Source organism: Nocardia bovistercoris (assembly GCF_015674855.1).
In the GTDB taxonomy this organism is placed as follows: Bacteria; Actinomycetota; Actinomycetes; order Mycobacteriales; family Mycobacteriaceae; genus Nocardia; species Nocardia bovistercoris.
Window position 1 is genome coordinate 62,109 of record NZ_JADMLG010000014.1, and the last position, 19,827, is coordinate 81,935.

Consider the following 19,827-nt stretch of genomic DNA (forward strand, 5'->3'; position numbering starts at 1 on the left):
GCGCCGGATCACACCATCACGTATCCGGCGCCCGACGCGGCCACATCGCGGAAGATCCCGCTCGCGGGCGTCGCGCCCGACAGCGCGTCCGCGGCCAGCACCACCGCGGCGCCGGTCCAGGTGGTGCGTTCCTCGGGCCAGCGCTTGCCGTCGGCGAAGACGAGTCCGGTCCAGTACGAGCCGTCCCGTTCGCGCAGGTGCTGCATGGCCGCGAACAGGTCGACCGCGCGGTCTCGGTCGCCGAGGGTGTCCAGCGCCATCACCAGTTCGCAGGTCTCCGCGCCGGTGACCCACGGCCGGTCGGCGACACAGCGGATGCCGATGTTGCCGACCACGAACTCGCTCCAGCGCGCGGCGATGCGCTCGTGTCCGGCCGCGCCGGTGAGCGCGCCGCACAGCACCGGGTAGTACCAGTCCATCGAGTACCGGTCCTTGGCGGAGAACAGTTCCGGCCGGTGCCGCAGCGCGATCGCGAGCCGGGTGCGCGCGGCCTCCCATTCCGGGCGCCGCTCGCCGAGCCGCTCGCCGAGCGACACCGCGCAGCTGATGCTGTGGTGCATGCTCGCGCATCCGGTCACCAGCGCCTCGGCGAACACCTCGCCGCTCTCGGTGCGCGCCCAGAAGATCTGGCCTTGTTCGTCCTGCATGCCGACGACGAAATCGATCGCGGCGCGCACCGTCGGCCACATCTCGCGCGCGAAAGCCTCGTCGCCGGTGCACAGCAGGTGATGCCAGATCCCGGTGGCGATGTAGGCGCAGAAGTTGGTCTCGGTGTCGGCGTCCTCGATCACGCCGTCGCGGAACTGGCGCGGCCACGACCCGTCGGCGCGCTGGGTCGCGGCCGACCAGCGGTAGGCCGCCTTCGCCTCGTCGTCGAGTCCGGTGGCGCTCAGTGCCATCGCGGATTCCACGTGATCCCACGGGTCGGTGTGCCCGCCGCGGAACCACGGGATCGCGCCCGAGGATTCCTGGTCGGCGGCGATGGATTCGCCGGTCTGGCGAGCCTGGCGCCTACTCAGCGCGCCCGCTACGAACGGAATCCCCCGTGCCGCGGCCTCACGCGGCGGCACGTCGCACCGCGGGCTTGGTGAAGTACAGCGCGACACTCTTGCCGACCAGCGGGTCGAGCATCGCCTCGGCGAGCCGGGTGGCCCGCGGTCTGCCCATCATGTCCCAAACCAGCAGTCGGTGATATGCCTTCACCAACGGGTTGTTCTCGTTGCGCACGCCGACGGCGCACTTGATCCACCAGTAGGGCGCGTGCAGTGCGTGCGCGTGGTGGCGGTGGGTGAAACGCATGCCGCGCGAACCGATCTTGGCGCGCAGTTCGTCGGCGCGGTAGATGCGGACGTGGCCGCCCTCGTTGCTGTGGTACTCGGTCGACAGCGCCCAGCACACCCGCTCGGGCAGCCAACGCGGCACGGTCACCGCGAGCTGGCCGCCCGGCCGCAGGATCCGCACCAGTTCCGCGATGGCGGCGTCGTCGTGCGGGATGTGCTCGAGGATCTCCGAGGCGATCACCACGTCGAAGCTCTCGTCGTCGAAGGGCAGGGCGAGCGCGTCGCCGCGCACCGTCTCCGCCTTGGTGCCCGCGGGCGCCTCGTCCGCCTCGGCCATCGCCTTCAGCATCACCTCGACGTTGGCCAACTCCTCGGCGTCCTGGTCGAAGGCGACGGTGTCCGCGCCGCGCCGGAACGCTTCGAAGGAGTGCCGACCCGCGCCGCAGCCGACGTCGATGACGCGGGTGCCCGGCCCGATTCCGAGCCGATCGAAGTCGACGGTCAGCATGCGGGACCTCCTGCGTGGTCGTGGGGACGCGAGACAGCGGATGGACCGTCGCGTCGTTCGACGGCCCGCTGGTATACCTCGGCGGTCCTGGCCGCCACCGATTCCCAGCTGAAGACGTTGACGGCCCGCTCGCGGCAGGCCGCCCGCATCCGCGCGCGCTGCTGCGGTGCGTCCAGCAACGCGCCGATGGCGTGCGCGAGCGCCGCGGTGTCGCCGGGGGTGATCAGCTCCGCGCAGACCCCGGATTCGCCGACCACCTCGGGCAGCGCGCCGGTGCGGCTCACCACCAGCGGCGTCCCGCTCGCCATCGCCTCGACGGCGGGCAGCGAGAAACCCTCGTACAGCGACGGGATGCAGGCGATCTCCGCCGAGCGCAGCAGTTCGGCCAGTTCCCGGTCGGTGAGTCCGGAGCGGACGGTCACGATGTCGGAGAGGCCGAGTTCGGCGATGGCCTTCTCGGTCGCGCCGTTCGGCTCGAGCTTGGCGACCAGTTGCAGTTCGACGGTGTGGGTTGTCCGCAGCCTGACCAGAGCTTCGAGCAGGTGGTTGATGCCCTTGAGCGGCTTGTCCGCGCTGGCGACCGCGACGATCCGGCCCGCGCGACGCGGCGCGGAGCCCGGTGCGAACAGGGTGGTGTCGACGCCGAGCGGCACGACCTCGAGCTGCGCGGGGTCGACGTCGAAGTCGGTGACGATGTCGGCGGCCGAGGACGACGACACGGTCAGCAGGTCGGGGATCTGCTTGGCCACCCGCTGCTGCATGCCGAGGAAGCCGTACCAGCGCCGCACCAGTGGTTTGCGCCGCCAGATCGCGGCGGCCAGGTCGACCTCGCGGTCCTTGGTGATGGGGTGGTGGATGGTGGCGACCAGCGGCAGGAAGCGCTGGATGTCGAGCAGTCCGCTGCCGAGGCACTGGTTGTCGTGCACGACGTCGAACTCGCTCGCGCGTTCGCGCAGCAGTCGCGCGGCGCGCAGGCTGAACGTGCGCGGCTCCGGGAAGCCCGCGGTCCACATGGTCGCCAGTTCCAGCAGGTCGATCCGGTCGTGGAGTTCACTCGGGCGCGGCGTGCGGAACGGGTCGCTCTCGCGGTAGAGGTCAAGACTCGGCACCTGCGTCAGGCGGACCCGTTCGTCGAGGTCCTCCGGATAGGGCGGGCCGGAGAAGATCTCGACCGAATGCCCCAGCTCGACCAGCCCGGCGCTGAGCCTGCGGATGTACACGCCCTGGCCGCCGCAGTGCGGCTTGCTTCGGTAGGACAACAAAGCAATTCGCACTAGCGGCTTCCTCCATCCACGGACCATTCGATAGTGCGTAGTTTGCCCGATACACGATCAACTTTCGCGCTCACCCCGGCCGGGCCCGGTGCGTCGCCGCGGTGCGGACGGCTCGCGATGGCCGTCCGCACACCGGTTTCGTTCATGATCGGAAGATCTGTCCGCCGTCGACGTTGAAGATCTGTCCGGTGACCCAGCTCGCGTCGTCGGAGAGCAGGTAGAGGCAGGCGCCGACGAGGTCCTGCGGGGTGCCCATGCGCTTGAGTGGCAGGCGCTTGACCATGTCGTCGACCATATTGCCCGGTGTCACCGACTTGGTCGCGTCGGTATTGATCGGCCCGGGCGCGATGGCGTTGACGCGGATGTTGGATCCGCCGAGTTCGGTCGCCAATTGCTGGGTGAGGCCGTTGACGCCGACCTTGGCCAGGCCGTAGAAGCCCGAGTACAGCCACGCCGCCGTCGAGGACTGGTTGACGATAGACCCGCCCTTCTTGGTCATGTGCGGCCACACCGCGCGGGTCACGTTCAGCGCGCCGTCCATGTTCACACTCATGAACTTCTTGTAGTAGTCCCACGGCACGGTCAACAGCAGGTCGAGCTTCATGGTGCCGTAGATGGCGGCGTTGTTGACCAGGTGGTCGATGCCGCCGAATTCCTTGACCGTGAACTCGGCCAGCGCGATGGCGGAATCGGGGTCGGCGACGTCGACCGAGGCGAAGACGGCGGTGCCGCCGTCGGCCACGATCTTCTCCGCGACGGCGTTGCCGAGTTCGGCGTTCAGGTCGGCGACCACGACCTTGGCGCCTTCCGCGGCCAGCGCCTGCGCGTAGGCCGCGCCGATGCCTTGGGCGGCGCCGGTGACGATGACGGATCTTCCGGTGAAACGGGACACGTGAGGTACTCCTGCTGGATCGGTGCGATGTGGGGGAGCGGGCCGAAGCCCGCTCGCGTCGGTCAGCGCGCGGTGGAGATGAGCTTGGACTCGAGGTACTCCTCGAATCCGGCGATGCCCATCTCGCGACCGATGCCGGACTGCTTGTAGCCGCCGAACGGTGCGTCGGCCGAGTACCAGATGCCGCCGTTGACGCTCAGCGTGCCGGTGCGAACGCCCGAGGTGACGTGGTCGATGCGGGCCTGGTCGGTGCCCCATACCGCGCCGGACAGGCCGTAGGGGGAGTCGTTGGCCAGGCGGATGGCGTCGTCGTCGCCGTCGTGCGGGATCACCACGAGCACGGGGCCGAAGATCTCCTCGCGGGCCACGGTCGAGTCGTTGCCGAGGTCGGCGATCAGGGTCGGCTCGATGAAGTAGCCGCGGTCGCGGTCCGGTGCGCGGCCGCCGCCGGTGACGATGCGCCCGCCCTCGGCCCTGGCCAGGTTCAGGTAGTGCTCGATACGGCCGCGCTGGCGATCGGAGATGACCGGGCCGCAGATGGTGCCCGAGTTGGTCGGGTCGCCGGGGCGGATCGAGCCCATGGTCTTGGCGGCGGCGTTGACGGCCTCGTCGTAGTGCGCGCGCGGGACCAGCAGGCGGGTGGTGAGGGCGCAGCCCTGGCCCGCGTGCACGCAGACCGAGAACGCGGCGTAGTTGGCCGCGGCCACCACGTCGGCGTCGTCGATGATGATGAACGCCGATTTGCCGCCGAGTTCGAGGAAGGTCTTCTTCAGCGTCGGCGCGGCATTGGTCATGACGGTGCGACCGGTCGCGGTGGAGCCGGTGAAGCTGATCATGTCCACGCGCGGGTCGGTGGTCAGTTGGGTGCCGAGCGAGTGGTCGGAGGAGGTCACGATGTTGACCACGCCCGGCGGGATGTCGGTGTGCTCGGCGATGACCGCGCCGACCACGGCGGCGACCCACGGGGTGTCGGGGGCGGGCTTGAGGACGATGGTGTTGCCCGCGGCCAGCGCCGGGCCGAGTTTGGCGAAGTTGATCTGGTGCGGGAAGTTCCACGGCGTGATCGCGCCGACCACGCCGATCGCCTCGCGGCGCAGGACGCGGGCGCTGGCGATGCCCATGGGCGAGGCGGTGCCGAGATCGGTCTCCCAGGAGTAGGTCTCGGCGAGGTTCGCGGAGAACTCCAGATCGTCGACCGGTCCCTGGAACTGCGGGCCGTGGGTGAGCATGACGGGCGCGCCGACCTCGGCGACGGTGATGTCGCGGATCTCGTCGGCGTGTTCGGTGAGCGCGGTGCGCAGCTGCCGGATGCAGTGCGCGCGCAGAGCGTGGTCGCGTGACCAGTCGGTGTCGTCGAAGGCGGTGCGCGCGGCGCCGATGGCGGCGTCGAGGTCGGCGGCGTCGGCGTCGGCGGCCTGGCCGAGCGTCTCCTCGGTCGCCGGATTCACCGTCGCGAAGGTGCCGCCGCGTCCCTGGCGCAGTTCGCCGCCGATCAGCAGGGGCGAGCCGTCGGCATCAAGAAGACTCATGGACTACTCCCATAGTGTCTGGACAGGTGTACGGAATATAGTCCGGAAGTTTGACCGTGTGCAAGAACATGTTCTTGTCCGGAAAGTTGTTCGGTGATCGACCGCAAGGGCCATCGGTCCCGTTTGTCGCACGTCCCTCGGGTGTTCTCGAGATTCGCGGGTAGATTCCGTTGTACTGAATCAGCGTCGGTGGTACCGTCCAGACACATGTCCAGCTACGTGTCTCCCGAACGCGCCCCCGCGCCGTTGGCGGGAGAGAACGTGTTATCGAAAACGGGGTGTGCGCGATGACAGCCGCTTCTCTCGAGCCGTTGACGTTCGACCCGTACGACTACCTCTTCCACGAGGATCCGTACCCGACCTACGAGCGGCTGCGCACCGAGGCGCCGCTGTACCACAATCCCGACCTCGGCTTCTACGCGCTGTCCAGGCACGCCGACGTCCTCGGCGCGTTCCGCGACAGCGTACGGCTGTCGAACGCGAACGGCGTCTCACTCGACCCCGCCGCATGGGGTCCGCACGCGCACAAGACGATGTCCTTCCTCGCCATGGACGACCCGCGCCACATGCGCATGCGCAAACTGGTCTTCAAGGGCTTCACCCCGCGCCGCGTCGCCGAGATGGAAGACCGCATCAGGGAACTGACCCTCGAATACCTCGAGCCCGCGCTGGAGCGCGGCACCTTCGACTGGATCGAGGAGTTCGCGGGCAAACTGCCCATGGACGTCATCTCCGAGCTCATGGGCGTGCCCGTGGCCGACCGCGCCGAGATCCGCAGGCTCGCCGACCTGGTCGTGCACCGCGAGGACGGCGTCCTGGACGTACCCGACGCGGCCGTGCACGCCTCCCTCGAACTGATCGTCTACTACTCCGAGATGGTCGCCCAGCGCCGCGAGAACCGCACCGAGGACCTCACCTCCGCGCTGCTCGACGCCGAGATCGAAGGCGACAAGCTCACCGAGGAAGAGATCATCGGGTTCATGTTCCTGATGGTCGTCGCGGGCAACGAGACCACGACCAAACTGCTCGGCAACGCGCTGTACTGGGCCGCGAAGAACCCGGCCGAGTACGCCAAGGTCGTCGCCGATCCCGAACTCGTGCCGAGCTGGGTCGAGGAGACCCTGCGCTACGACACCTCGAGCCAGATGGTCGCGCGCACCGCCACCGTGGACCTGCCGTACCACGACGGTGTGATCCCGGCGGGCGCCAAGGTGCTGCTGCTGATCGGCTCGGCCAACCGCGACTCCGACGCGTTCACCGACGGCGACAGCTTCCGCATCGAACGCAACGAGGGCAGCGGCCTGGCCAGCTTCGGCGCGGGCGTGCACTTCTGCCTCGGCGCGCACCTCGCGCGCCTCGAAGCGGTTGTCGCCCTGCACGAATTCGCCGCGCGCGTCGGCTCTTTCACCGTCGACGACGGCGGGATCGAGCGCGTGCACTCCAGCAATGTCCGCGGCTTCGCCGCACTTCCGATCACGGTGGAGGCCCGCTGATGCCACGTTTCGAACCCAATCCGCAGCGTCGCCCGGTCATCGTGGCGGGCGCGTCCTCCGGCATCGGCGAGGCCAGCGCCGAGGCGCTGGCCGCACTCGGCCACCCCGTGGCGCTCGGCGCGCGCCGTGTCGAGAAGTGCGAGGCGATCGCCGAACGCATCCGCGCCGCGGGCGGTACGGCCTTCGTGTACCCCCTCGACGTCACCAGCACCGAATCGGTGGACGCGTTCGTGCACGCGGCCGAGGAGGCCAACGGCCCCACCGAGATCCTCGTCTCCGGCGCGGGCGACATCGAGTTCGCGCTCATCGACGAGATGGATCCCGAACGGTTCCTGCACCAGGTGCAGGTGCACCTGGTCGGCCAGCACCGCATGACCCACCGGGTGATCGCGGGCATGCTGGAACGCCGTCGCGGCGACATCGTGATCATCAGCTCGGATTGCGCACCGATACCGCGTCCGCGCACCGGCGCCTACAGCGCATCCAAGGCGGGCGTCGAGGCGTTCGGCCAGCAGTTGCGCATGGAACTCGAGGGCACCGGCATCCGCGCGTCGCTGGTGCGGCCCGGCCCGACCCAGACCGCCATGGGCAGCACCGCGCACGCCGAGGTCGTCGGCCCGCTGCTCGACGACTGGGTGCGCTGGGGCTTCGCCCGGCATCCGTACCTGCTGCGCGCCAGTGATATGGCCGCCGCGGTGGTGGCGGTGGCGACCGCGCCGCGCGGGGTGCACATGGCTTTGGTCGAGGTGCAGCCGGAGGCCCCGCTGCGGGAGCGCCCGGCGGCCGAGCCGCCCGTCGACACTGCGGCCGAGCCGCCCGTCGACACTGCGGCCGAGCTGCCTGTCCAGGCCGCGGCCGAACCCGCGGAGGCGGGAGCGGTGTCATGAGGATCGTGCTCGACGCGGACCTGTGCCAGGGGCACGCGGTCTGCCAGGCCGAGGCCCCGAACGTCTTCAAGGTGCCCAAACGCGGTCACGTCGAGATCCTCGATGCCACCCCCGGTGCGGAAGAGCGCGAAGCCGTCGAGAACGCGGTGCGCTACTGCCCGACCCAAGCTCTGTCGCTCGTCGAAGACGACGAGGACCTCCCCTCCCCGAAAGGTACGAACTGATGCCCGATTTCGACCGCGCCGAACTCGACGAGATGGTCCGCCGCTGGGTGGCGGAGAACCAGGCCTGCGAGGAGAAGGGCGACTGGAAGCCGCTCGCGGAGCTCTACGCCGAGGACGCGACCTACGGCTGGAACTACGGTCCCACCCAGGAATTCATGGCCGTCGGCCGTGACGAGATCCGCGACATCGCGCTCGGCCAGGAGATGGAGGGTCTGGAAGGCTGGACCTACCCGTACCAGGAGTTCGTCGTCGACGAGCGCAGCGGCAATGTCATCGGGCTGTGGAAGCAGGTCGCCGACGCCACGCGCGAGGACGGCAGCCACTACCAGGTCGACGGCATCGGCGGCAGCTGGTTCCGCTACGGCGGCAACTTCCAGTGGTCCTGGCAGCGTGACTTCTTCGACTTCGGCAACGTCTCGGCGCTGTTCATGGAGATGATCACCGCCAACGCGCTGACCCCGGGCATGATGAAGCGGATCGAGCGCTCCGGCGCGGGCCCGCTGCCCGGCTGGTACAAGATCAATACGGCGCCCGTCGCGTTGTGGTGAGTTCGATGTCCTCGCAGCCGAGTAGATTCGAGGAGTTCGACCGGGACCAGCTCGCTGTGCTCGTGCCCGAACTCCTGCTGTGCGGTCACCTGATCGACCGGTCCGGGATGGCCCATTCGATCGGCGCGTTCGGCCGCGAAGGCATGGCCGAGATCGCCATCGAGGAATGGCAGCTGGCCAGCCCCGTCTACACCCGCCGGATGCAGCGGGCCCTCGACTTCGTCGGCGACAGCGTCGAGACGATCTTCAAGGGTCTGCAACTCGACATCGGCGCGCCGCCGCAGTTCATGGACTTCCGGTACCGGGTCGACGACCACGACAACGGCGAGTTCTGGCTCGACCACTGCGGCGCGCTCGCCGACGTGGAGCCGATGGGCGAGGACTTCGTGGTCTCCATGTGCCACGACATCGAGGACCCGACCTTCGACGCGACCGCGCTGGCGACCAATCCGCACGCGCAGGTCCGCCCGATCCACCGCCCGCCGCGCAAACCGGCCGACCGGGTTCCGGTGTGCGCGTGGACGGTCAAGATCCACCCGTCCCACGTGCCGCCCGCGGTGCCGAGGAACGCGGCGCTGCTCGCGGATTCGCTCGCGGCGAATGTCGAACTGGCCGAGGTGGATCGAAGCGACGAAGGTATGGGCGACTACAACGGGCCGCTGCTGAGCGATCTGCGCTTCCCCGACTTCTCCCGTTCCGCGCTGATCCGCATGGCCGAAGAGGTCTGCCTGCAACAGCATCTGCTGACGCTCGGCTTCATGGTCGCGGTGCACGAGCGGGCCGACGCCGAGGCGGCGCTGGCCATCGGCCGCAAACAGTTCACCGGCATCGCCGGACTGACCTCGCAGCGGCTGCGTGACGCTCTCGGACTCGGTGACGACCCCGCCGCGCTGGCCACCGTGCTGCGGATACATCCGGCGCTGAACCCGTTGTCCTACACCGGCGCCGAGGTCACCTTGGCCGAGGAGACGGTGTTGCTGCGGCTGCCCGCCGACAGCGACGCGCAGCGCGACCGCTCCTGGCCGTCCATGGTCGGGCCGGATCACCTCGCCCCGATCGAGGCGATGGTGCGCGGGGTCAACCCGCGTTTCGTGCCCGAGGTGCTGACCTCGGACGAGGAGGGCTTCACCCTCGAGATCACCCTCGGCGCGGAGTCCTTCCGCGAAGCGTCGGAGGTGGCGATCACCCGGTTCAGCACCGGCGCGGACTTCGTGTTCGCCGACCGCGGCATCCCACTGCCGTTGACGGTGGTGTGACGGACGGTGGTGTGAGCCGCGATGGCACGCGTGATCCAATGGGCGACAGGCGGTCTCGGGCAGGCCGCGATCGGCGCCGTACTCGACCACCCCGACCTGGAACTGGTCGGGGCATGGGTGCACAGCCCCGCCAAGGTCGGCGTCGATCTCGGTGAGCTGATCGGGCGCGAGCCGGTCGGCGTGCGGGCGAGCGGCGATGTGGAGGCGCTGCTCGCGCTGGACGCCGACTGCGTGCTCTACAGCCCGCTGATGGCCGACACCAGGGTCGTTCGCGCGATCCTCGCCTCGGGAAAGAACGTGGTCACTCCGCTCGGCTGGTTCTATCCGCGCCGCGCCGAGCGCGAACGCTACGACGAGATCTGCCGTGCGGCCGGAGTCACGTTGCACGGCACCGGAATCCATCCCGGCGGCATCACCGAGCGGCTGCCGCTGGTGATCTCGGCGCTGTCCGGGTCGGTGACCTCGGTCCGGGCCGAGGAGTTCTCCGACATCAGGACCTACGCCGCCCCCGAGGTGGTGCGGGACTGGATGCTGTTCGGCGCCACCCCGGAACAGGCGGCGGGCAGCCCCATGGTCAAGATGTTGGAGGGCGGCTACAGCCAGTCGGTGTGGATGGTCGCCGACGAACTCGGCTTCGACCTCGACCCGGACCTGCGGGTCACCCACGACGTCGCGGTCGCGACCGCGCCGATCGATTCCCCGATCGGGCCCATCGCGCCGGGGCACGTCGCGGCGCAACGGTATCGCTGGCAGGGCACCGTGGACGGCGAACCCGTCGTCACCGCGGCCGTGAACTGGTTCATGGGCGAGGAACACCTCGACCCGGCGTGGGCCTTCGGTCCGCTCGGCCAGCGCTACGAGATCGAGATAACCGGCGACCCCGGCTCGATGACGACCTTCACCGGCATGCACGGACACGGCCTCGCCGCAGCGGCGGACCGCAATCCGGGACTCGTGGCGACGGCGATGCACTGCGTCAACGCGATTCCCTACGTCGTCGCCGCCCCACCGGGCGTGCGCACCTATCTCGACCTGCCGCCCGTCGCCGGACGCGCGGCAGCACCACTCCATCGCGCCCGGCGATCGCGCACGGGAACGGCGCCCGTCGCCGACGACACGAAAGGCTTGACATGACCTACGAGGTGCGGGGCGTCGTCGCGCGCGGCAAGGGCGAACCCGTCTCCGTCGAGACGATTCTCGTCCCGGAACCCGGTCCGGGCGAGGCCGTCGTCGACGTCAAGGCGTGCGGCGTCTGCCACACCGACCTGCACTACCGCGAAGGCGGCATCGGCGCGGACTACCCCTACCTGCTCGGCCACGAGGCCGCCGGTGTGGTTTCCGCCGTCGGCCCCGGCGTCACCGATGTGGCGCCCGGCGACTATGTGATCCTGAACTGGCGCGCGGTCTGCGGACAGTGCCGCGCCTGCCGTCGCGGACGGCCCTGGTACTGCTTCGACACCGCCAACGCCACCCAGCGCATGACGCTGGCCGACGGCACCGAACTCAGCCCCGCCCTCGGCATCGGCGCCTTCGCCGAGAAGACGCTGGTCGCCGCGGGCCAGTGCACCAAGGTCGATCCGGCCGCGCCGCCGCAGGTCGCCGGCCTGCTCGGCTGCGGCGTGATGGCCGGTCTCGGCGCCGCGCTGAACACCGGGCACGTCTCGCGCGGCGACACGGTCGCGGTCATCGGCTGCGGCGGCGTCGGCGCCGCAGCGGTGCTCGGCGCCTCGCTGGCCGGTGCGTCCAAGGTGGTCGCGGTGGACGTGGACGAGCGCAAACTGGTGTGGGCCAAGGAGTTCGGCGCCACCGACACCGTGCTCGCGAGCTCGGTCGACGTGATCGAGACCGTCAAGGAACTCACCGGCGGCTTCGGCGCCGACGTGGTCATCGACGCGGTCGGGCGGCCCGAGACCTACAAGCAGGCGTTCTACGCGCGCGACCTCGCGGGCACCGTGGTCCTGGTCGGGGTGCCGACCCCCGAGATGACCCTGGAGATGCCGCTGCTGCACTTCTTCGAGCGCGGCGGCGCGCTGAAGTCCTCGTGGTACGGCGACTGCCTGCCCTCGCGCGACTTCCCGCTGCTCATCGACCTGTTCCTGCAGGGCAGACTGCCGCTGGACGCCTTCGTCACCGAGACCATCGCCCTCGATCAGGTCGAGGCGGCGTTCGCGCGCATGCACCACGGCGACGTGCTGCGTTCGGTGGTGCTGCTGTGACGTCCCTTTCCGCCTGTCCGTCCGTATCCGCCTTCGGCGTAATTCATTTCAGGAGGTTGCCATGACCGCACCGCTGTTGCCGTCCGGTTTCGATTTCACCGATCCGGAGCTGTGGGGAATCCGCAGGCCGGTAGAGGAATTCGCGCTGCTGCGCCGGACCGCCCCGGTGTGGTGGAACGAGCAGTCCGACGAGACCTCGGGCGGCTTCCACGACGGCGGGTACTGGGTGGTCAGCAAACTGGCCGACATCAAGGAGATCTCGCGCAAGCCCGAGTTGTTCTCCTCCGAGCGCAAGGGGTCGGTCATCCGGCTGCCCGGCGACATCACCCCGGAGCAGATGAACTCCACCGGCGCCATGCTGCTGAACATGGACCCGCCCAAGCACTCCAAGGTGCGCCGGATCGTCTCCAAGGGGTTCACCCCGCGCGCGGTGGAGGGATTGCGCGCCGCGCTGGCCGAACGCGCGGCCCGGATCGTGCACGAGGCCAAACGCAACGGCGGCGGCGATTTCGTCGAGCAGGTCGCGATGGAACTGCCGTTGCAGGCCATCGCGGAGCTGATCGGCATTCCGCAGGAGGACCGCCGCAAGGTCTTCGACTGGTCCAACGCGATGCTCAACTACGACGATCCCGAATTCGGCGATCCGACAATGGCATCCGCCGAAGTCCTCGGCTACGCGTGGAACATGGCCGAGCAGCGGCGCGCGAATCCGGTGAACGACATCGTCTCCGAACTCGTGCAGGCCGACCTCGACGGTGAGGGCCTCGACTCCGCGGAGTTCGGATTCTTCGTGATCCTGCTGTCGGTGGCGGGCAACGAGACCACCCGCAACGCGATCACCCACGGGATGAAGGCCTTCGTCGACAACCCCGACCAGTGGGAGCTCTTCAAGGCCGAGCGCCCGCGCACCGCCCCCGACGAGATCGTGCGCTGGGCCACGCCGGTGACGGTGTTCCAGCGCACCGCCACCCAGGATCTGGAACTGGGCGGGCAGCAGATCAAGGAGGGCCAGCGGCTCGGATTGTTCTACGGTTCGGCCAATTTCGACGAGGACGGCTTCGAGAACCCGTTCGCCTTCGACATCACCCGCAACCCCAACCCGCACGTCGGCTTCGGCGGCACCGGCACGCACTACTGTGTCGGCGCGAATCTGGCGCGGCTCGAACTGGATCTGATGTTCAACGCCATCGCCGACGCCATGCCGAATCTGCGCCAGGTCGCCGAACCGCTGCGGCTCAAGAACGGCTGGATCAACGGAATCAAGGAGTGGCAGGTCAGCTACGAGTAATCGCGGCAACCACACGAAGGCGCTCGCTCTGATTTCTCGGGGTGAGCGCCGTCGTCGTCGATGGCCGAGTGCGCCTTCAGGTCGGCGCGTGTGCTTTCGGTATCGGCTGAGTGCATCGGCCGAATACCTTCGGCGTCGGTGGGCGTGGCGCAGGTTCGCAATCCGTTCGCCGTCGACGGTCGGTTCCCCGATGTGGTGGTGACCGCCGAAGCGCTGCCGGATTCGATGGCAGGCGAGTGTCTTCGGTGTCGTTGTGTGCCTTCAGGTGTAGGTGGTCTGGCACTTGCCCACCACATGCCGCTCAGGCAGGTGCCCGCTACACCGCCATCGGGTGGGCGCCTCGGCGTCGTGGGCTCGGCGAGTGCCCTCCGCGTGTCCGGCGGGAGTGCGCCCGCGGCCGTCAGCCTCGCCGAGCGGTGGCGAGCAGCGCTTCGACGCTGGTGAGTTTCACCCTCGGCCTACCCGCAGCCGAGCCCGCGGCGCGCTCGGCGCGGTCGAGGCTCTGCCAGCCCGCCCGATCGATGACCTCCGGTTGGCGCTCCCGTATGAGGGCGGTCAGTGCCTCGCGATTCAGACGCGGGGCGGGCAGCGCGCCCGCGCGGAAGTCGGCTACCAGCGCCGCGACCGTCTGCTGCGAATCTGCGCGGTTGGAGCCGATGACGCCGCGCGGACCGCGCTTGATCCAGCCCGTCACGTACACGCCGGGCAGCGGTGCGTCGCCGTCGAGCACCCGGCCCTCGGCGTTGGGCACCACGGCGCGCGCGTCGTCGAAGGGCAGATCCGGAATCGGGCGGCCTCGGTAGCCGACCGAACGGATGACCAGCGCGGCGGGGATGGTTTCGGTCTCGTCGGTGGCACGCGCGCGCACCGTGCCGTCCGCCTCGGTGACGAGTTCGTTGCGCACGCAGGTCAGCGACTCGACCCGGTCGGTCCCGGTGATCTCGGTGGGGGACGCGCGGTAGCGCAGCACGATTCGCTTGTGGCTCGGATCGGTTTCGGCGCGGGCGAATTCGCCCGCCAGCGTCAGTTTCAGCGCGGTGGCGTGATCGGTGCCGGGATCCTCGGCCAGTGCGGCGTCGGCGGCGAGTTCGGCCGGGTCGACGATCACGTCGACGCCGCGCAGGTGGGCCAGCGCCATGAGTTCGGAGGAGGTGTAGGCCGCTTGCGCCGGACCGCGGCGGCCGAGTACGACCACTTCGCGGATATTGCTGTGCCGTAACGCCTCCAGCGCGTGGTCGGCGATATCGGTGCGGGCCAGGTCCTCGATGTCCATGGTGAGCACGCGGGCGATGTCGAGGGCGACGTTGCCGTTGCCGACGACGACGGCGCGTTCCCCGGTCAGGTCGAACGTCAGCTCTGCGTGATCGGGATGCCCGTTGTACCAGGCCACGAAGTCGGTCGCGGCGTGGCTGCCGGGCAGGTCCTCGCCAGGGATGTCGAGCCTGCGATCGGCCGACGCGCCGACCGCGTAGATGACGCCGTGGTGGCTTTCGAGCAGTTCGGCGTGCGAGATGTGCTTGCCGACTTCGACATTGAGATGCCACTGCACGGCGTCGCGTTTGAAGGCGGCGGTGAACATGTCGGCGACGCCGCGGGTTTCGGCGTGGTCGGGGGCCACGCCGTAGCGCACGAGTCCCCACGGGGTCGGCAGCCGGTCGAACATCTCCACCTCGACCGCGCCGCGCGCGAGCAGTTGTTCGGCGGCATAGCAGGCCGAGGGTCCCGATCCGACGATGGCCACGCGCAACGGCGCGTCGCCCGCGGGCAGCCGGTCGAGCGCGACGGGCGGGCTCAGTTCGCTCTCCAGCGGGTTGCGGCGGAAGTAGGCGGCGTTGACCTCGGTGAAACGCTCGAGCTTCGGGGGCAGTTCGTCCTCGGCGTAGATCGCGCCGACCGGGCACGCTTCGAAGCAGGCGCCGCAGTCGATGCAGGTCTCGGGGTCGATGTAGAGCATCTCCGCGGTCTGGAACTGCGGGTCGTCGGGGCGCGGCCGGATGCAGTCGACCGGGCATTCGGCGACGCAACTGGCGTCGTTGCAGCAGCGTTGGGTGATGACGTATGCCATCAGATGTCCCGTGCCGGTGTGCGCAGAGTCATGACGAGTCCTTCCCCATCAACAGCCGAGAATCTGTGATGGACACGTGTCTGGACAGTACTACGGACTATCTGCGTCCGACAAGGCGGTCGCGAGGAGGCGTGCCACACAGTTGCGCGCGCATTCGGCCGAGACGACCTCGGCCGACCCGCTGACAAGCGCGACCCGGATGCGATACTGTCTGGACAGATGTCTGGAAAAGTGTTCAATCGATGGTCTCGGGGTCTCGCTGCTCCGTCGAAGGCGGCTTCGTCGATGGAACACGGCCGTGAACGGAGTGGAACGGAAACAAATGAGCGGTCGAGGAATACTGTGGGGACGCGGGGCGGTCGTGGTCGGGGGCAGCAGCGGCATCGGCTTCGCGGTGGCCGCCGCGCTGGCCCGCCAGGGCGCCGGGGTCGTGCTCAACGGGCGCAACGAGGCCGCGGTCGAACGAGCGGCCAACACGCTGCGGATGTCGGGACACCGGGTGCTCGGCGTCCCGGGCTCGGCGGCCGACGAATCCGTGGCCGAGAAGCTGATCCAGACGTGCGTCACCACCTACGGCGCGGTCGACGTGCTGGTCAACTGCGCGGGCGCCCCCGAACCGGCGGGCTCGTCCATCCTCTCGATCAAGCCGTGGGAATGGCGCGCGCTGCTGGACTCGCACCTGACCACGGTGTTCAACACCTGCCGCGTCGCCGCGCCGCTGATGGTCGAACGCGGCCGCGGCTCCATCATCAACACCAGTTCCTTCGCCTACCTCGGCGACTTCGGCGGCACCGGATACGCCGCGGGCAAGGGCGCGGTCACCAGCCTGACCCTCGCCATGGCCGCCGAACTGCGCGAACACGGTGTCCGGGCGAATATCGTCTGTCCCGGCGCGAAGACCAGGCTGTCCTCGGGACTGGACTACGAGGCGCGCATCCTCGACCTGTACCGGCGCGGCATCCTCGACAAGGTCAGCATGAGCGGCGCGCTGGACGCACCGCCCGCCGAATACGTCGCCCAGCTCTACCTGTACCTGGCGGGCGACCGCTCCGCCGAGGTCACCGGCCAGATCTTCATCGGCGCGGGCGGTTTCATCGGGCGGTTCAACCGGCCCAAGACCGCCGTGCTCGGCTACCGCGACCACGCCGATGCCGCGCCGTGGACCCTGCCCGAGCTGCACGCGATGATCGGCGAGCCCGCACCGAGCACCGCCGCGGGCTGACCGCCGCGCTACACCGGGATTCGCCGGTGGCGGCGGAACGCGCGCAGATGGCACGCGACGCCCGCGTAGGTCGGGTGGTGCGGCGCCGTCCCGATCTCCTGCCAGCCGGTGCGCAGCGAGTCGTAGAAGATCCGCCCCGCCGCGGTGGACTCGTCGCCCGCGAAGATCAGCAGGTCGCCGTCGTAGAAGTCGAGGGCGGTCTGCGCCATCGCCGAATCCAGCGGCGGGCGGATCAGCGCGAGGGCGCGGTCACCGTGGTCGCAGGCGTCGGCGGTGTTGCCGAAGGGGACCTCGGTCCACAGGTGGGACCGGTTCGCGGTCCCGTCGTCCACCGCGACGACATCGATTCCGGCTTGGCGCAGCTGCCAGGCCCAGTATCCGCTGCCCGCGCCGATCTCCACCACCCCGCGCCCGGTGAGCACGCGTTCGAGCCAGGTGAGATCGGCGGGCGACGGTATCGACGACGAGTAGGTGCGCACGAGCAGATCGCGCACCGCCGCACCGTATTCGACGGACCACTGCTGGGCCGGGTCGACCCCGCCGCGCGGCATCAGCCGCAGGAACCGCCAGTACGGGTTGTCGACGACGCCCTCGCCGTGGCCGTCGTCGACCGGGGTGTCGGCCAGTCGCGGGAACCGCGCGACCTCCCAGTGTTCGGCCAGTTTCCGTCCGATCAGCTCGAGCCGCCGGTCGACCGGCGCGGGGCGGCCCGCGCCTGCCTGCGTTGTGCTCGGCTGACCTGCGGCATTCGACCGAACCGCGGTGTTCGGGTGACGCGGGGTTGCGATGTGGTGCGATTTGCTCGTCATTGTCCCCGTCCTGTGGTGATCGGCTTCGACGACGGTCACACGGATCGGATACGTCCGCGCGGGACCACCACGGGGGAATCTACGCGCACCGCGCCCGTGTCTCGGCGGCGGCGTCCGCGTTCGGCGGTTGCGCGGCGGGCGGGCGCATACCGACGGGCAGCACCTGACGCGCCGTCGGTCCCTTCGCCGTCACCACGACCTCGAAGTCGACCTGGCAGCCTTCCGCGAGCATCGGACGGATCTCCTCGGGCAGGTCGCGCCCTTCGATGAGCAGGTCGGCGCTGCCGTCCGCGGCGGCGATGAACCCGAATTCCTTGACTTCGTCGAACCATTTCACCGTGCCCTGCATGGAATCTCCTGACGTGTTCTCGAAATGCTCTGGTCTCGACATGTTCCGGATATCTGTGCGATCGACCCGTGTGGGGGAGTTCGCTGAGCCCGCCGCCGCGGATGGTTCGGCGCCGCGCCCCCCGTGCGAAGAGTCGAGAACGACCGGGCGCGTCGTTACGGACTGCGGGCGAATAGGGGTGTGCGACCTGCGCTTCCCCCGTGTCGGTCGCCGGATGCGGACCTCAGGTCCGCGAGTTTCCGCAGAAAGTACCGGAAGGTCGGTTGGGTGGCGAACTCCGGTAAGCAGTTTGGGCAAAATTATAGTTACTCCTGCATATATGCATACAAATTTTATTAAGTTCGATCCGGTAAATCCCTGAACAGCTTCGATATCGACGCTAGAGTCCTGGTCGAGACCGACTGGCGCGGCGCACGTGGTGATCTGAATCCAGCGCGCGATCTGTCGGCAACCGGTCGGCGGCATCGTCGAAACACAGCGGGGTCACGGTTCGCCCGGCCGGCTCGCTGAGGCGTTCCTGCTACTTCTCGAAAGGTGCACGATGACAAGTGAGGCGGTGCGAGATCGCCGCGGCGACGTCGAATTCGCGGCGCGGCTGGACGGGCTCATCGGCGAATGGGAGCTCAGCCACGGGCACCAACTGCAATATCGCCATCTGGTCGAGGCGCTGGCTCGCGAGGGGCAGGCGGCCTCGGCGTCTTACATGTCGATGCTGCGGCGCGGGCATCGCAGCAGGCCACGCCCCGAACTCATCGAGGCGTTGGCGGGCTTCTTCGGCGCCGACCCGCACTGGCTGCGGACCGGCACCGCGCGCGGCGAGCGGCGCGCCGACGTGAGCGTCATCGCGACGGTCTCGCACTATCCGCTGCGGCGGCTGCTGCTCGCCGCGACCGGGTTGTCGAGTCCGTCGCTGTCGATGCTCGCCGAACTGGCCGAACGGATCAGGCCCGGTGACGCCGAGCTACCCGGATTGCGCTACACGGCACGGCTGACCGATTCGTCGTGACCGGTGCGCGCGCCGAATCCGGTGGCGCGCGGTGACACAACGGCGCGGTGCCGTGTCCGAATCGTTCTAAACAAACTCGTGGTCGGTGTCGCTCGGGGTTTCCATACATTTGCCGGAGCGGATCACCTAATCATCACGGGATCCTGGTCGGGCCTTCGCGGGCCTGTGGTTTTCTATTGCCTCGAGACGGGCCGTGCGTCGGATGCGACGACACCTGGCCCGTCTCTTACGCCTGCCCAGGGAATCGAAAAGGACAATTCGTGATCGTAACCACGCGTATCGCGGCGATGGGTATCGCAATCGCCGCGGCCGTCGCGCCGGTGACCGCCCGTGCGGAGGCGCTCGCCGAGCCGAATATCGAATACCGGGTAACGTCCGTGGATCGTGGCGTCCTCGCCACGCTGTCGCACGGGAGTTTCGCGATGGACCGGGACAGCCGCACCTTCACCGTGCTCGACGGCGCGGGCGCACCCGTACTCGTCGTGCCGACGCGATTCACCGTGGGGGACAAGGAATTGACGGCCGACGGCGTGATCGGCGCCGACGCGCGGGAACTGCGCCTGACGCCGCGCGCGCTCGAGCCGCTACGCGATCCGGCGGCGCGGCCGATCGCCTCGACCGTGGAAGATCAAGCGGCGCTGTCGGACTTCTCCACTCGATTCGGACTCGCCACGGCCATCGGCACTTTCCTCGGCACCGCCGCCGGCCTCGCGATCGGCGGCGTCGCGGGCTGTATTCTCCTGCTCGCCCCTTTCGCCGGACTCGGCTGCGTTCCGGCGCTCATCGCGGGCGCGGGGATCGGCGGCATTCTCGGCACCATCGTGGTCGGCGGTCCGATATTGATCGTGTCCGCCATGGAATTGGTCGAGACGCTGTCCGCGCCGAAAGGCAGGAGCAAATGGGCGGAGATCTACGAAGTGGACCCGGTGCGCTGACGGGATGCACGATTTCCACCCGGTAACGGGCGCGTCGCGGGACGCG

19 protein-coding genes are annotated in these 19,827 nt (G+C 69.1%); 11 read left to right on the top strand and 8 right to left on the bottom strand.

Going from position 1 to position 19,827, the window contains the following annotated elements:
• Positions 1 to 8: 8 nt before the first annotated feature.
• The 5 genes from IT779_RS28415 to IT779_RS28435 all read right to left on the bottom strand — a co-directional run bounded on the left by IT779_RS28415 (position 9) and on the right by IT779_RS28435 (position 5,483).
• Complete coding sequence (locus tag IT779_RS28415) at positions 9 to 1,070, bottom strand: glucosidase family protein (protein WP_196152514.1); 1,062 nt, start codon at positions 1,068 to 1,070, stop codon at positions 9 to 11.
• On the bottom strand, positions 1,057 to 1,788 hold the full coding sequence (locus IT779_RS28420) for a class I SAM-dependent methyltransferase (protein ID WP_196152515.1): 732 nt from the start codon (positions 1,786 to 1,788) through the stop codon (positions 1,057 to 1,059). The genes IT779_RS28415 and IT779_RS28420 overlap by 14 nt, the downstream gene beginning before the upstream one ends.
• Complete coding sequence (locus IT779_RS28425) at positions 1,782 to 3,062, bottom strand: glycosyltransferase family 4 protein (RefSeq protein WP_196152516.1); 1,281 nt, start codon at positions 3,060 to 3,062, stop codon at positions 1,782 to 1,784. The genes IT779_RS28420 and IT779_RS28425 overlap by 7 nt, the downstream gene beginning before the upstream one ends.
• Positions 3,063 to 3,204: 142 nt before the next feature.
• Positions 3,205 to 3,954, bottom strand: a complete 750-nt coding sequence (locus IT779_RS28430) for an SDR family oxidoreductase (RefSeq protein WP_196152517.1) — start codon at positions 3,952 to 3,954, stop codon at positions 3,205 to 3,207.
• A 62-nt stretch (positions 3,955 to 4,016) separates the two neighbouring features.
• The gene (locus IT779_RS28435) at positions 4,017 to 5,483 is read right to left on the bottom strand and encodes an aldehyde dehydrogenase (RefSeq protein WP_196152518.1); all 1,467 of its coding nucleotides are present in this window, start codon (positions 5,481 to 5,483) and stop codon (positions 4,017 to 4,019) included.
• Positions 5,484 to 5,770: 287 nt separating this feature from the next.
• Here IT779_RS28435 and IT779_RS28440 point away from each other — a divergent pair, with 287 nt between their 5' ends.
• From IT779_RS28440 to IT779_RS28475, 8 genes are all read left to right on the top strand, one after another.
• Entirely contained in the window at positions 5,771 to 6,976 is a 1,206-nt protein-coding gene (locus IT779_RS28440) for a cytochrome P450 (RefSeq protein ID WP_196152519.1), read from the top strand.
• Positions 6,976 to 7,863 (top strand): SDR family oxidoreductase, encoded by an 888-nt coding sequence (locus IT779_RS28445; RefSeq protein WP_196152520.1) that lies wholly within the window; start codon positions 6,976 to 6,978, stop codon positions 7,861 to 7,863. Before IT779_RS28440 ends, IT779_RS28445 begins: the two co-directional genes overlap by 1 nt.
• Positions 7,860 to 8,087: a ferredoxin gene (locus IT779_RS28450; RefSeq protein ID WP_196152521.1), complete on the top strand. Its 228-nt coding sequence runs from the start codon at positions 7,860 to 7,862 to the stop codon at positions 8,085 to 8,087. Before IT779_RS28445 ends, IT779_RS28450 begins: the two co-directional genes overlap by 4 nt.
• A complete protein-coding gene (locus IT779_RS28455) occupies positions 8,087 to 8,635 on the top strand; it encodes a nuclear transport factor 2 family protein (protein WP_196152522.1) in 549 nt (182 codons plus the stop codon). The genes IT779_RS28450 and IT779_RS28455 overlap by 1 nt, the downstream gene beginning before the upstream one ends.
• Before the next feature lie 5 nt (positions 8,636 to 8,640).
• Positions 8,641 to 9,891, top strand: coding sequence for a hypothetical protein (locus tag IT779_RS28460; RefSeq protein WP_196152523.1), 1,251 nt, complete (start codon positions 8,641 to 8,643; stop codon positions 9,889 to 9,891).
• 21 nt (positions 9,892 to 9,912) lie between these two features.
• Complete coding sequence (locus IT779_RS28465) at positions 9,913 to 11,025, top strand: NAD(P)H-dependent amine dehydrogenase family protein (RefSeq protein ID WP_196152524.1); 1,113 nt, start codon at positions 9,913 to 9,915, stop codon at positions 11,023 to 11,025.
• A complete protein-coding gene (locus IT779_RS28470) occupies positions 11,022 to 12,107 on the top strand; it encodes an S-(hydroxymethyl)mycothiol dehydrogenase (protein ID WP_196152525.1) in 1,086 nt (361 codons plus the stop codon). Before IT779_RS28465 ends, IT779_RS28470 begins: the two co-directional genes overlap by 4 nt.
• A 61-nt stretch (positions 12,108 to 12,168) precedes the next feature.
• On the top strand, positions 12,169 to 13,395 hold the full coding sequence (locus IT779_RS28475; protein WP_196152526.1) for a cytochrome P450: 1,227 nt from the start codon (positions 12,169 to 12,171) through the stop codon (positions 13,393 to 13,395).
• Between the two features lie 400 nt (positions 13,396 to 13,795).
• Here IT779_RS28475 and IT779_RS28480 read toward each other — a convergent pair whose 3' ends face one another.
• A complete protein-coding gene (locus tag IT779_RS28480) occupies positions 13,796 to 15,460 on the bottom strand; it encodes an FAD-dependent oxidoreductase (protein ID WP_196152527.1) in 1,665 nt (554 codons plus the stop codon).
• A gap of 322 nt (positions 15,461 to 15,782) precedes the next feature.
• Between IT779_RS28480 and IT779_RS28485 the strand changes: the two genes are divergently transcribed.
• Positions 15,783 to 16,682, top strand: a complete 900-nt coding sequence (locus IT779_RS28485) for an SDR family NAD(P)-dependent oxidoreductase (RefSeq protein WP_196152528.1) — start codon at positions 15,783 to 15,785, stop codon at positions 16,680 to 16,682.
• A gap of 8 nt (positions 16,683 to 16,690) precedes the next feature.
• Here the strand turns inward: IT779_RS28485 and IT779_RS28490 are convergent, their stop codons facing one another.
• Together IT779_RS28490 and IT779_RS28495 are read right to left on the bottom strand one after the other, a co-directional pair.
• Complete coding sequence (locus IT779_RS28490; protein WP_196152529.1) at positions 16,691 to 17,491, bottom strand: methyltransferase domain-containing protein; 801 nt, start codon at positions 17,489 to 17,491, stop codon at positions 16,691 to 16,693.
• Positions 17,492 to 17,570: 79 nt separating this feature from the next.
• Positions 17,571 to 17,840: a cold-shock protein gene (locus IT779_RS28495; RefSeq protein ID WP_196152530.1), complete on the bottom strand. Its 270-nt coding sequence runs from the start codon at positions 17,838 to 17,840 to the stop codon at positions 17,571 to 17,573.
• Between the two features lie 541 nt (positions 17,841 to 18,381).
• On the opposite strand from IT779_RS28495, the gene IT779_RS28500 reads away from it, so the two are divergent.
• Positions 18,382 to 18,846, top strand: coding sequence for a hypothetical protein (locus tag IT779_RS28500; protein ID WP_196152531.1), 465 nt, complete (start codon positions 18,382 to 18,384; stop codon positions 18,844 to 18,846).
• Positions 18,847 to 19,106: 260 nt separating this feature from the next.
• Positions 19,107 to 19,781, top strand: coding sequence for a hypothetical protein (locus IT779_RS28505; protein ID WP_196152532.1), 675 nt, complete (start codon positions 19,107 to 19,109; stop codon positions 19,779 to 19,781).
• Positions 19,782 to 19,827: the final 46 nt, after the last annotated feature.